This is a genomic window from Microbacterium sp. LWO12-1.2, from assembly GCF_040675875.1.
Lineage (GTDB): Bacteria > Actinomycetota > Actinomycetes > Actinomycetales > Microbacteriaceae > Microbacterium.
This window is the reverse complement of record NZ_JBEGII010000001.1, coordinates 129,404-142,192: the sequence shown is the minus strand read 5'-3', so window position 1 is coordinate 142,192 and position 12,789 is coordinate 129,404. Positions and strand designations below refer to the sequence as shown.

Here is a 12,789-nt window from a genome sequence, read left to right as displayed (position 1 = left end):
GAGCACCGGCGCGACGAGGCTCTGAGCATGACCGAAGCCCCGCCCAGCCCTTCCCTCGTGCGCACAGGAGTCGGCGCACTCGCCCTCAGCGTCCTGGTCGCCTCACTGGGAACCAGTGCGGCGAACGTCGCGCTGCCGACGATCGCGGTCGACCTGGGAGGCACGTTCGCCCAGACGCAGTGGGTCGCCCTGGCCTATCTGCTGGCGATGACGGCGACGAGCCTCACGGTCGGACATCTCGGCGACCTGCTCGGACGTCGGACAGTCCTGCTCGGGGGGATCGCGGTGTTCAGCGCCGCCGCCGTCCTGTGCGCGATCGCCCCGACGCTGGGGATGCTGGTCGCCGCCAGGGCACTGCAGGGCATCGGCGCCGCCGTGATGATGGCCCTGCCACTCGCGCGCGCTCGCGACACGGTGCCCCCTGAGCGCCTCGGCGCGATCATGGGGCTGCTCGGCACGACCGCCGCGGTCGGCACCGCCTCCGGCCCCGCGCTCGGCGGTCTTCTGATCACCGTTGCAGGGTGGCCGGCGATCTTCGCCGTCATGGCCCCGCTCGGACTGCTCGCCGCGCTCTTGATCGGCCGGTCGGAGGGAGAGCCCCCGCGCGCCGCACACCCCAGGGGCCGGTTCGACGTCGCGGGAGTCCTGCTGCTCACCGCCGCCGTCGCGCTGTACACGCTCGGGGTGACCGATCCGGGAACCGCCGACTCCTGGCCTTCCGCTCTCCTGCTCGCCGGTGCCACAGCGATGGTCGCACTCTTCGCCGTCCGGGAGAGTCGCGCGTCGCACCCGATCCTGCCGCTCTCCCTGCTCAAGGTGCGCGCCGTCTCCCTCGGAGCGGTCCTCAACCTGATCGTGGGCACCGTCATGATGAGCACCCTGGTCGTCGGCCCGTTCTTCCTCGCCGGGGCGCTGCACCTGCCCCCGGCCGCGATCGGCGCGACCATGGCGGCGGGCCCCGTGGCCTCGATCCTGAGCGGGGTACTGGCCGGACGAGCCGTCGACCGATTCGGCGCCCGCGGCATGACCGCGGTCGGACTCACGGCGATGATCGCCGGCTCCCTCGCACTCGCGCTGCTGCCCACCGTGTGGGGGCTCCCCGGCTACATCACCGGAACCGTGCTGCTGGCCCCGGGATACCAGCTCTTCCTCGCGGCCAACAACACCGGCGTGCTCGGCGCGACTCCGCCCGAGCGTCGCGGGGTGACATCGGGACTGCTCGGACTCTCGCGCAACCTCGGGCTTGTCACCGGCGCCTCGGTTCTGGCCGCGCTCTTCGCCTCGACGGCGGGGGCCACCGAGATCGACACCGCGTCAGCGGATGCCCTCATGGCCGCCCTGCGCACGACATTCCTCGCGACGACCGCGATGCTCGGGGTCGCCGTACTGCTGTCGCTCTTGCCCTCCCGACCGGATCCGCAGGCCGTCGACCGCTGAGCTGATCCGCCGCTTCGCTACCGCTCGATACGCCTAGGGCTCGATGAGCAGATCCACGAGACGCGCGAGCTCCTCGCTGCCAAAGTGGCGAAGCCGCTCGTCGTCCTGGCCGGCCATCGCTCCGCGCACGGTCATGCCCTCCCAGAGGATCATGAGCATGCGGGCCGCTGCGTCGGCCGGGAGGCGCAGCCGCAGAGCTCCGGCCACCACGATGTCGTCGACGATCTGAGCGACGCTCGCGACCATCTCGTTCTCCTGCGCGAGATAGGCGGCACCGAAATCCGCGTCACGCAGGGCGCGGATGCGGATCTCACTCATCAGCATGACCCCGAGACGGTCGTCGCCGCCGAGCTCCATGACCCGCTGCACGAGTTCGATCGGATCGCAGCCCTCCGCCAGTGCCCCCTCGGCGGTCATCTCCTCCACGCGCGTGCGCACCGCGCTCACACGCACATCGGCGACGCTCGCGGTGAGGGTCAGGAACAACTCGTCCTTGGACTCGAAATTCGAGTAGAAGGCGCCGCGCGTGAACCCGGCTCGCTCGCAGACGGCTTCGACCGATGCGCCGTCGAGGCCGACCTCGGCGAAGACCTGTGCGGCCGCTTCGAGCAGCCGCGCGCGCGTGTTCTCTCGGCTGCGGGTTGCGGGTGTCGTCATCGAAACCTCCTGGCCCTTCACTCTCGCATGATTCACACCCCGCACACAGATTCCACCGCGCGGGTCACCTTACGATACATCTATGTATTGGATACACCTGTGTATCTACTTGGCATCCCTCGGAGGAACGCGTGTCCACATTCCTGTCCTCGCTCGGCCGCTGGTCCTTCCGGCACCCGTGGCGGGTTCTCGTCTCCTGGCTCCTCGCGCTCGGCATCGCGGGAGCGGGAGCTCTCGTCCTCGGCGCGGGAACCGACAACTCGTTCTCCATCCCCGGAACCGAATCGCAGGCAGGGCTCGAGCAGCTCTCCCGCTCATTCCCCCAGGTGAGCGGCACGAATGCGCAGTTCATCGTGGTGGCAGCCGACGGCGACAAGATCACGGATGACGACTACCGCGAGCACATCGAGGATGCCGTCTCGGAGCTCGGCGACCTCGACGAGGTCCTCGCCGCCACATCGCCGTACGATGAGATGGTCAGCGGCATGATCAACGACGACGATACCGCCGCGATCGTGCGGGTGCAGTTCGACGGAGAGTCGACCGATGTCTCCGAGGCGACCAAGGACTCCCTACGAGCGGTCGTCAGCGACCTCTCGGCCGAGCTGCCGGACGGGTCCCAGACGTCTCTCGGCGGCGACCTGTTCGCGATCTCGATCCCCGGCGTGACCCTCACCGAGGCGGTCGGCCTGCTGATCGCGCTGCTCGTGCTGATCGTGACCTTCCGCTCGTTCGTGGTCGCCGGGCTTCCACTGTTGACCGCGATCCTCGGCGTCGGCATCTCGATGGCCGGCATCTTCGCGGCCACCGCATTCGCGACGGTGTCGTCGACCACGCCGTTGCTGGCCCTCATGCTGGGGCTCGCCGTGGGCATCGACTACGCGCTGTTCATCATGGCGCGACATCAGGACCAGGTCCGAGAAGGCGTCGACCCCGAGGAATCCGCTTCGCGCGCGGTCGGCACAGCCGGCTCCGCGGTCGTGTTCGCCGGCGTCACGGTGCTCATCGCGCTGATCGGCCTCGGCTTCGCGGGCATCCCGTTCCTCACGACCATGGGCATCGCGGCGTCCGCAGCCGTCGCGGTCGCCGTCGCCATCGCCGTCACCCTCACCCCTGCTCTGCTGGGCTTCATGAAGGGCAAGGTCGTCGGCCGCCCGAAAAAGGCGTCGAAGGCGAAGAAGTCGGAGCGGGGTCAGGAGTCCGAGGAATCCGAAGACGCAGATCGGTCCCTGAGCCCGTCGAAGGGCAGCGACCGCTGGGTCCGCGGCGTCACCAAGCGCCCCGTGCTGGCCTCCCTCGCCGTCGTCATCGGGCTGGGGATCGTGGCGATCCCCGCGCTGAGCCTGAACCTCGCCCTGCCGAACGCCGGAGTACTGCCGAAGGACTCGGAAGCCCGCCAGAGCTACGACCTCGTCGGCGAACAGTTCGGACCCGGGTTCAACGGTCCGATGATCCTGACCGGCACGATCGTCACCTCCACCGATCCCCTCACGCTGATGGAGGATCTCGGAGATGCCGTGGCCAAGGTCCCCGGCGTCAAGGAGGTCGCTCTCTCGACTCCGAACGAGACCGCCGACACCGGCATCGTGCAGATCATCCCGGAGACCGCGCCGGATGACCCGGCGACCGCCGATCTCGTGCGCGAGCTGCGCTCCCACCACGACGAGTGGCTCGAGGAGTTCGGGATCGATCTGAAGGTCACCGGCTTCACGGCCGTCGGCATCGACATCTCCGACCAGCTCGGCAACGCGCTGCTGCCGTTCGGCATCTTCGTGATCGGGCTGTCGCTGATCCTGCTCACCATCGTGTTCCGCTCGATCTGGGTGCCGATCACCGCCGCGGCTGGATACCTGCTCTCGATCGTCGCCGCCTTCGGCGTCGTGGGCGCGGTGTTCGAGTGGGGCTGGTTCGCCGATCTGCTGCACGTGGCCAAGGTCGGCCCCATCATCAGCTTCATGCCGATCATCCTGATGGGCGTGCTGTTCGGCCTCGCGATGGACTACCAGGTGTTCCTGGTGTCCCGCATGCGTGAGGACTTCGTGCACGATCCCGACTCGAAGAGCCCTGACCGGGCGACCCGTCGCGCCGCCGCTCTGCGCACGGTGCGCAGCGGATTCACGGGCTCGGCGAAGGTCGTCACCGCAGCCGGACTCATCATGTTCGCGGTGTTCGTCGCGTTCGTTCCCGAGGGAGATTCCTCGCTCAAACCCATCGCACTCGGCCTCGCTGCCGGAATCGCGATCGACGCCTTCCTGGTGCGGATGACGCTGATCCCCGCGCTCATGGCGATCCTCGGCGAGCGCGCGTGGGAGATCCCGGCCTGGCTGGAGAAGATCCTGCCGAGCGTCGACATCGAGGGGGAGGCTGTCGAGCGCGAGCGGCACCTGGCCGCGTGGCCCGGCGACGAGTCCGTCGTCGCCGCCGACGACCTGACCCTCAGCGCCGACGCTCCCCTGCTCGATGGCGTCTCGCTGCGTGTGCAGTCCGGCGGCGCGCTCATCGCCACGGGAAGCGACCGCCGCGTGCGACGGGCGCTGGCTCTCGCGATCGCCGGCCGGGTGCCGGCCGACTCCGGTCGGCTCCGCGTCGTGGGACATCTGCTCCCCGGCCGCGCAGCCTGGGTCAGGGCCCATGTCGGCTGCGTGCTCGTCGACGATGCGGACGCCGCTCTGCTCGACCTCGCCGAGGCATTGCGCGGCACCTCCGAGCTGGTGGTGGTGGACGGCATCGACCGTCTCGCCGGAGGCCAGCGGGATCAGGCCACCGCGATGCTCCGGGATGCCGCAGCCGCTCGTCCGCTCGCCGTGTTCGCCACCGCATCCGATGCCGGAATCGCGCGCACCATCCTCGCGGAGGCCGGCTGGCCGACCGCCGACATCATCGACACACGGATGCCCCGCCGGGCAGCTGAAGAATCCACCGAGGTGACCGCATGACCCTCTCCATCGAGCGCGCCCGCTCCCGCAAGCCGATCACCTGGCTCACCATCCTCGGTGTGCTGCTGCTCCCGGCTGCCGTCGGCGGCATCCTCGTCGCTGCGCTGCAGAACCCGACCGAGCGTCTGGACTCGATGACCGCCGCGATCGTCAACCTCGACGATCCGGTGACCATCGACGGTCAGGTCACCCCGCTCGGGCGCCAGCTCGCGTCCGGACTCGTGGAGGGCTCCGACGATCTCGACTCGAACCTCACCTGGGTGATCTCGAACGAGGAGGATGCGGCCGACGGACTGGCCGACGGCTCGTACCAGGCCGTCATCACGATCCCGGAGGAGTTCTCCGCCGCGGCGACCTCCGCCGGCCAGGCCATCGCCGACGGAGGCGGGAAGGCCGAGCAGGCGACCATCAAGGTCACGACTCCCGACGACGGCCTCGTCGCCGACGACCTCATCACCGGTCAGATCGCGACCGTCGCCGCCTCCACTCTCGGCACCATGCTGTCGGAGGCGACCATGGAGAACGTGTTGGTCGGCTTCACCACGATCGGCGACCAGATCGGAGACGCGGCGGACGGTGCCGTGAAGCTCGCCGGCGGTGCGCGGGATGCCGCCGACGGTGCGGCCGAGATCCCCGACGGCGCCACCAAGCTGGCGTCGGGCGCGAGCGAGCTCGGCTCCGGGGCGTCGTCGCTGGCCGCCGGACTCGACACGATCTCGTCGAACACCCGTGATGCCGCACAGGGCGCGGGGACGATCGGTGCGGGGCTCACCCAGGGCGGGGCGACCCTGCAGCAGAACGGACTGGTTCCGGATGAGCTGTACGCCGGGGCGAACGGCACAACCCAGCTGACGGCAGGTGTGCAGCAAGGCGTATCCGGGCTGTCGACCCAGCTGGACGAGCTCGTCGCCGACTGCGATTCCGCCGTCACACCCGCACTCTGCACCGACCTGGAAGCCGCCGCTGCCACGGCCAAGGGGCTCAAGCTTCCGGCTGCGCAGGCAGCGGGAGCCGCCGCAGGCACCGCCGCCGGTCTGAAGCAGTTCGACGCGGCAGCCACCGCGGAGCTCTCCGGCCAGCTCAGCCAGGCAGGCGCCGGAGCCACCCAGCTCGCCGGCGGCCTGAACCAGCTCGCGAGCCAGGGCATCGATCAGTCCGCGGCCGGCGCGCGTGCGCTCTCCAGCGGCGCGACGCAGCTCGCCGACGGGGCGACCGCCCTCGCGGACGGCACGACCGAGCTCGCGACCGGACTCGACACCCTCGCCACAGGCACCGGCGACCTCGCCGGTGGCCTGCGCACGGCATCCGAGTCCCTCCCCTCGTTCAGCGACTCCGAGTCGACCTCGCTCGCCTCGGTGATCGCCGACCCGGTGACGACGAACTCCTCGATGAACACGATCTTCGGGCCGACCGCCATTCCGCTGCTCGCCGCCGTGGTGCTGTGGTTCGGGGGCCTGGCCTCGTTCATCGTGATGCGCGCCCACACGGCACGCACCCTCACGTCGCGCCGCTCCTCGGCCTCGCTCGCCCTGCGCGCATTCGCCCCCGCCGCACTGATCGGGGCCGGTCAGGGACTCCTGGTCGCGCTCATCGTGCAGTTCGTGGCCGCGTACGATGCGGCCGCCTGGTGGGCGTTCGCCGGCACTGCGGTCGTCGCCGGAATCGCATTCGCCGCCGTGAACCAGGCCCTGGTCGCCCTGTTCGGCGGGATCGGCCGCTGGATCAGCGCCCTCGTCGGAGTGCTGGCGGTCGCGACCGGACTGATCTCGACCGTGCCAGGGTGGCTCGCCGGACTCGGTGCCGCGCTGCCCACGGCACCCGCGTTCGCCGGGCTCATCGCGGGAAGCGGCAGCGCGGTCGCCGCGCTGGTCGTCTGGGGCGTGCTCTCGCTGGTCGCCACGACACTCGTGGTCGCCGTGCGTCGCACCACCTCCACCAAGGCGGTGCTGGCGACGGCCTGATCCGCTCGCGCCGCGTGCACAACTTCGGAGATCACCGCCGACACGCCGCCCGCCAGCCCCGGCGGGCGGGCGGCGTGTCCCGTCTCCGGTCCGAAGTTACGCACGCCGCCGGGGACGCACCGTACGCTCGACTCATGCGTCGACCGTTCATGGCCTCACCCGCCCAGCTCACCTCGCTGGAAGGACAGCAGTACCTCGTGCTGCGCCCGACCGGCGCGGTCGCCGCGGAGTACCAGGCGCTCCAGCGGGAGACCCTCGCGGCGCTGGACACCTCCGTCACCTTCCCGCACACCGGGCACGTCACCCTGCGCGGATTCGCAGAGTCGGGCCGTCTGGAGGAGCTGACCGCGGTCATCCGGACATGGGCGGAGCGACAGCATCCGATCACCGTGTCCGCCGACGCGGTGGACACGTTCGCCGGTCCCTGGCAGATCGTGATCCTGCGCCTCGCTCGCACCGACACACTCGTCTCCGCGTACGCGGCGCTGACCGATCTTCTCGTCCACACGGACTTCCTGCGACTCGGCGAGCTCGATCTGGAGGACTGGACCTTTCACCTCTCGGTCGTCTACGGCAAGACCCTCGATGCGAATGCCTGGGACGAACTCGACCGCGCCGCGCGCCGCCCCCTCCCTGCGCTGCCGACCGAGATCATCACCGAAGCCGAACTCGTCTGGTACCAGGACGGCATCGAGCATGCAGAGGTCATCCCCCTCGGCCGCCCCTAGCCGTCAGCTGTCCCTCACTCCTGGAACGGCTGAATCGGCGCGTAGCTTTCGATCTCGGTACGGATGGCGTCGATCGCCCCCTCGTCGAGCCCGGCATCACCGGTGACCTCGCGCCACCCCGAGGTGACGACGTCGCCGAAGTTGTGTCCGTGACGCGCGGGCACGGCCTCTCCGCCGAGCATGTCGATGCCCACCTGCACGGCCGTGACCACCGGGATCCACCGCATCGACGGGCTGACGTCATCGCCACGCTGCTCCTGGTCCAACCACTCGGGGGCACTCCACAGCAGCTCCGGCGACAGCCACGTCACCGGGTCCGTCGCATGCTGCAGGTACAGCACGCGCGGCTGCCCCCACGGCCCATCGAGCAGGCGCTGATCGCCGTCGCGCGACATCCAGCGCACCTCACGCCCCTCGTCGAGCACGGGCCTCCACACCGGACTCCCGGGGTCCCGTGCGTCCTGCAGCGACCGCCACAGCGTCGATCCTGCCGGACTCCCCACGAACATCGCGCCATCCGTCCGCTCGCGCACCGCGTCGACGTCGTCGAACACCGCTTGGCTGCCATGCGCCCCGAGGCTGAGTCCGTAGCTGATCAGCTGGGGTCTATCGTCGGCCGGCAGCTGCAGCCATCGTTCCTCCACCGCGTCGAACAGCACACGAGCCGCCTCGACCGGAGCGTCGGGATCGAACAGGAACGACACCCAGCTCGGAGTGTAGGCGTACTGGAGAGCCGCGATGGCCGTGTCGCCCGCGTGCAGGTACTCGATCGAGTCGACCGTCTGCGCCTCGAGCCACCCCGATCCGGTCGTGGTCGCGACCACGAGCACTTCACGCTCGAAGGCACCGGTGCGCTCGAGTTCCGTGACGACCAGCCGGGCGCGCTCCTCGACGGTGTCGGCGGATGCCAGTCCGGCGTACACGCGGATCGGCTCTGTCGCAGGCACATCGGTGAGCGCCGCGATGTCTTCGGCTGTCGGTCCCCCTCCGACGAACGCCGCCCCGTGCCTCCCGAGGTCCTGCCAGTCGATCGCCGACTCCGGACCGGCCGAACGGAACGTCGAGCTCGGCTCCTCGAGATCCGCTTCGGGCGCCGCGTTGAGCCCCGCGTAGACGGTGTCGACCGCGATCATCGCGGCGAGCGCGACGCCTGCCGTACCGGCGACGACGACGGTCACGGTCCCGAGTATCGCCAGCGGCGTCCCGCTCTTGCGCCGAAGGGCGAGGAAGAGCCGCCGGTTCGCTTTGCCGATCGCGAGCGACAGCACCGCGACCGGCACGAAACCGACCAGGAAGGAGGCGAGGTCCGCGCCACCCAATGGTGGCATCTCGACCAGGGCCCGCACCTCGTTCTGCCACGACAGCGCCAGCACCGACAGCGCGGCGACCGCGGCGAGCCAGAGCGCGGCATACGCGATCCACAGCGCACGGCGCAGGGCGGGGCCGGGCCGGCGGTGCACCAGCGAGCGCAGGGCACGCCACACCGCGACACCGATCAGGTACCCGACGGCGAACGCAACGGCGGTGACCACGCCCTGGAACAGAGCGGTTCGCGGCAGCAGCGACGGCGTCACCGAGAGCACGGCGACCCCGAGTCCGCCCAGCGCACCCCCGGGATCGAGGTGCCACCAGCGGCGAGAGAGGTTCGGGGAGTCGGTCAGCGCGTCGGCAGCGGAGGGAGTGTCGATGGTCGTGTTCCGGTCAATGGTGGATGAGTGCTTTGAGCGCGATCAGGATACCGCCGAACGATGCCGTGACCAGCGCCCCGCCCAGCCGCGCCCACACGCTCCTGGTGCGTGCCCCGGCGATCACCCAGCCGACGACGGCGAGCAGCAGGACGTCGGCGCCGAGTGCCATCCACACGGCGAATCCGTCGTGCAGCAACCCGGCGAAGCCGAGGAAGAGGATCAGGACGGGCACGGCGGCGAGCCCCAACAGACCGACCGATTCGTGGAGCCCGTGCCTGATCGCTGCGCGGATCCCGCCGTCGCGCTCCGGGTGATCTGCCATCCACGAGACGGCGGACGCGTACACGTGCGCCGCGAAGAACACCAGCAACGTGGCGATCACCGACAGCAGCGCCTCACCGGAGCTGGCCGTGAGATTGCGGCTGACCACGATCATGCCCGCCACGATGATGAGCCCGTAGACGCCCTCGGCCGACGTGGCGAGCGTGCTGATCCGCGCGGCGCCGGACGGCGCGGCGCCCCCACCAGAAGGCAGGGGCTCCGCGCCGCTGGGCACCGCGCGGGAAGGATCGTGCCTCATCGGCTCGACCCCTCCTCCGGCGCTCGGGTCATACCGTGACGCGGGCCAGCGCCGCCTGCTTCAACGCGGCGAACTCGCTGTCGCTGATGGCGCCCGCATCGAGCAGGCGCTTGGCCCGCTCGATCTCATCGGTCGGTGTCGCCGCCGAGCCGGCGATCGAACGCACGTAGTCCTCAGCCTGATGCTGAGCGGCCGCCGCCTGCTGCGCCGAGCGCTCACCCATCCCCTTGCCGCGCGCGATCAGGTAGACCAGCGCGGTGAGGAACGGCAGGAACACCAGGAACAGCAGCCACACCGCCTTGGCGAAACCGTTGAGCGCACGGTCGCGGAACAGGTCGCTGATGATCGAGAACAACGCCATCAAGTACGCGATGAACACGAAGATCGTGAGGAACCACCAGATGGCGTCGACGATGGTTGACCAGAAAGACATGCTGTTACTCCCCTTGCCGCCGGAGCGGCCTTCAATGACGGATGCCGCGACTGCGGCATCCGAGTCTGTGATGCCTCCGTCAGGACCCGAGAAGACGCTGCTTCTGGGCTGTGAACTCCGCCTCGGTCAGCACGCCGGCATCACGCAGTTGTCCGAGCTGCTGCAGCTGGGCGATCAGCTGCTGCGTGTCGACTGCAGGCACAGTGGCTGCAGGCGCAGGCGCCGAGGGCGGGGGAACCGATGCTGCCGCCTGTGCGGCATCCTGCGCGGCCCACTGCTGGCGCTGGCGGCGCTGGACGTTCCCTACGACACGTGTGGCCACGGAAGCTCGTGCAGCCGTCCTCAACAGGCTCATGCTCCTGCTCCTTCCTGCGGTGCGGAATCGTCATCGAGATCGGCGGCGTCGATCCCGCCCGACCAGATGTTGCGGCCGCCGAGTCCGCCGATCAGACCAGCGACCCCGGCGAGGCTGCGGTCCTCGTAGACCACAACCAGTGCGCGTTCTCCAGCGGCGAGCTCTCGACCGATCTCGGCCAGGTCTTCGTCGTCGAGCAGATCCGTCTCGGCCGCATCAGCGGAGGCGTTCTCGAACGTCTCCCGCCGCACACCGCCATCCGCCGTTCCGGCGATCAGCTCGATGTCGAGCACTTCGATCGAATGTGCGCGCTGGAGCGTCTCCAGTTCCTTGATGACGACCGTGAGATCGACGCCGAAGGGAACCGCGAACACCGCGAAGTTGAGCGGTCCGACATACGTCCATGAAGCCATGGCACTCCTCGTTCTGTGTGGGGGTTCAGGAAGCCGGAGCGAACCGGCGTGCGACCTCGAGCAGGATCCGGGCTCCGAACCCGGTCGCTCCGGCGGTGCGCCACGCGTCGTCCTTCTCGGTCTGCATGGTCCCGGCGATGTCGAGGTGCGCCCAGGGGGTCGTCCCGACGAAGTGCTCGAGGAACAGCGCCGCCGTCGTGGCACCAGCGAACGGGCCGCCGAGGTTCGCGATGTCGGCGATCTCCGAGTCGAGCTGCGGGCGGTACTTCTGCTCCAGCGGCAGCTGCCAGACCTGCTCGTCGACCGCAGCAGCAGCCGCGGTGACCAGATCGACCGTGGGCTGGTCGTTGCCGAACACGGGAGCCCGCGCGGATCCGAGCGACACCAGGGCGGCACCGGTCAGCGTGGCGATGTCGATGATCGCGTCGACCCCGTCCTCGTTCGCGAGCACGAGAGCGTCGCTCATCACGAGGCGCCCCTCGGCGTCGGTGTTCTTCACCTCGATGGTGGTCCCGCCGCGCGCGGTGAGCACATCGCCGAGCTTGTACGAGGTGCCCGATGGCATGTTGTCGGTGCACATGAGCCAGCCGGAGACCGTCGCCGTCGTACCGGCGTCGCGCAGTCCGGTGAACGCTCCGAGCACGGCGGCCGCACCGCCCATATCCATCTTCATCAGCAGATGCATCGGATCGCTCGGCTTGAGGCTGATGCCACCGGAGTCGTACATGATGCCCTTGCCGACCAGGCCCAGGTGGCCGCTGCTCTCACCCGTCGGTGCGTACGTCAGCTTGATCATGCGCGGCTCTTCGGTCGATCCCTGGTTCACGCCGAGGAGTCCGCCGCAGCCGAGTTCGATCAGCGCCTCCTTGTCGAACAGTTCGACGGCGAAGCCGAAGCGCTCCCCCAGCGACTGGGCGATCTCGCCCATGTTGACCGCGGTGAGGTGACCGGGCGGGGTGTTGGCGAGGTCGCGTGCGACCACTGCCGCACGGGCTCCGACGAACGCCTCGGCAACAGGCCCTTCGAGCTCGCCGTAACCGGGGAGATCGAGGGTCAGCGCGGCAAGGGCGACGTGCTTCGTCGTGCTGTTCAGCACCGTGTAGCGGTAGCGGGCGAGCAGCGCCCCCTCGGCCAGCGCCCGGATGGCGATCGCGAGATCGACACCCGCGAGATCGTCGATGCGCAGCCCCAGGCGCGCGTGACGGGAAGCGCCCCGCATGAGCGCCGCCGCAGCGTCGCGCAACACATCGGCGGTGAGGTCGCCCCGCACGCCGAGACCGATCACGACGAGATCGGGTTGCCCGGCGCGCGGCACGGTCAGCACACTGCCGGGTTTCGCCGTGAACCCGGCATGCTCGAGCGCCGCGCGGTCGAACCCGACCTCGGCGGGCACGTCGCCGTCAGCGTAGACACCGATGCCGATCGCCTGCGCATCGGCGGGGACCTCGGCGACCTCGATGCGCGTGGCGTCGAGGGCATCGAGTCCGGGAACGGTCGGCAGGTCGGCGGGGATGATCTTGTTCGGTCTGCGGTCCATGGTCGGTTCCTTCGGTGCGGGGGATCTCGGGATGCGTCGTGCTGCGTCGGTGGCTGCTGCGAGG

The 12,789-nt window shown here is 69.7% G+C and carries 11 protein-coding genes; 4 read left to right on the top strand and 7 right to left on the bottom strand.

The window, feature by feature from the left end:
• The first annotated feature begins 27 nt into the window (after nucleotides 1-27).
• Complete coding sequence (locus MRBLWO12_RS00710; RefSeq protein WP_363551749.1) at nucleotides 28-1,437, top strand: MFS transporter; 1,410 nt, start codon at nucleotides 28-30, stop codon at nucleotides 1,435-1,437.
• Between the two features lie 33 nt (nucleotides 1,438-1,470).
• On the opposite strand, the gene MRBLWO12_RS00705 is transcribed toward MRBLWO12_RS00710, so the two are convergent.
• On the bottom strand, nucleotides 1,471-2,094 hold the full coding sequence (locus MRBLWO12_RS00705; protein WP_363551748.1) for a TetR/AcrR family transcriptional regulator: 624 nt from the start codon (nucleotides 2,092-2,094) through the stop codon (nucleotides 1,471-1,473).
• 131 nt (nucleotides 2,095-2,225) lie between these two features.
• Between MRBLWO12_RS00705 and MRBLWO12_RS00700 the strand changes: the two genes are divergently transcribed.
• The 3 genes from MRBLWO12_RS00700 (at nucleotide 2,226) to MRBLWO12_RS00690 (ending at nucleotide 7,719) form a co-directional block, all read left to right on the top strand.
• The gene (locus MRBLWO12_RS00700; RefSeq protein WP_363551747.1) at nucleotides 2,226-5,030 is read left to right on the top strand and encodes an MMPL family transporter; all 2,805 of its coding nucleotides are present in this window, start codon (nucleotides 2,226-2,228) and stop codon (nucleotides 5,028-5,030) included.
• Nucleotides 5,027-6,991 (top strand): YhgE/Pip domain-containing protein, encoded by a 1,965-nt coding sequence (locus MRBLWO12_RS00695; RefSeq protein ID WP_363551746.1) that lies wholly within the window; start codon nucleotides 5,027-5,029, stop codon nucleotides 6,989-6,991. The genes MRBLWO12_RS00700 and MRBLWO12_RS00695 overlap by 4 nt, the downstream gene beginning before the upstream one ends.
• Before the next feature lie 134 nt (nucleotides 6,992-7,125).
• Nucleotides 7,126-7,719, top strand: coding sequence for a 2'-5' RNA ligase family protein (locus MRBLWO12_RS00690; RefSeq protein ID WP_363551745.1), 594 nt, complete (start codon nucleotides 7,126-7,128; stop codon nucleotides 7,717-7,719).
• Nucleotides 7,720-7,733: 14 nt separating this feature from the next.
• On the opposite strand, the gene MRBLWO12_RS00685 is transcribed toward MRBLWO12_RS00690, so the two are convergent.
• From MRBLWO12_RS00685 to MRBLWO12_RS00660, 6 genes are all read right to left on the bottom strand, one after another.
• On the bottom strand, nucleotides 7,734-9,302 hold the full coding sequence (locus MRBLWO12_RS00685) for an alpha/beta hydrolase (RefSeq protein WP_363551744.1): 1,569 nt from the start codon (nucleotides 9,300-9,302) through the stop codon (nucleotides 7,734-7,736).
• Between the two features lie 118 nt (nucleotides 9,303-9,420).
• Nucleotides 9,421-9,987 carry a hypothetical protein gene (locus MRBLWO12_RS00680; RefSeq protein WP_363551743.1) on the bottom strand — a complete coding sequence of 189 codons (567 nt, stop codon included), beginning with the start codon at nucleotides 9,985-9,987 and terminating at the stop codon, nucleotides 9,421-9,423.
• Between the two features lie 28 nt (nucleotides 9,988-10,015).
• Nucleotides 10,016-10,420, bottom strand: coding sequence for an SHOCT domain-containing protein (locus tag MRBLWO12_RS00675; RefSeq protein ID WP_363551742.1), 405 nt, complete (start codon nucleotides 10,418-10,420; stop codon nucleotides 10,016-10,018).
• Nucleotides 10,421-10,499: 79 nt separating this feature from the next.
• Complete coding sequence (locus MRBLWO12_RS00670; RefSeq protein WP_363551741.1) at nucleotides 10,500-10,775, bottom strand: SHOCT domain-containing protein; 276 nt, start codon at nucleotides 10,773-10,775, stop codon at nucleotides 10,500-10,502.
• Nucleotides 10,772-11,188, bottom strand: coding sequence for a hypothetical protein (locus MRBLWO12_RS00665; protein ID WP_363551740.1), 417 nt, complete (start codon nucleotides 11,186-11,188; stop codon nucleotides 10,772-10,774). The genes MRBLWO12_RS00670 and MRBLWO12_RS00665 overlap by 4 nt, the downstream gene beginning before the upstream one ends.
• Before the next feature lie 25 nt (nucleotides 11,189-11,213).
• Nucleotides 11,214-12,725 carry a leucyl aminopeptidase family protein gene (locus tag MRBLWO12_RS00660; RefSeq protein ID WP_363551739.1) on the bottom strand — a complete coding sequence of 504 codons (1,512 nt, stop codon included), beginning with the start codon at nucleotides 12,723-12,725 and terminating at the stop codon, nucleotides 11,214-11,216.
• Between the last annotated feature and the right edge of the window lie 64 nt (nucleotides 12,726-12,789).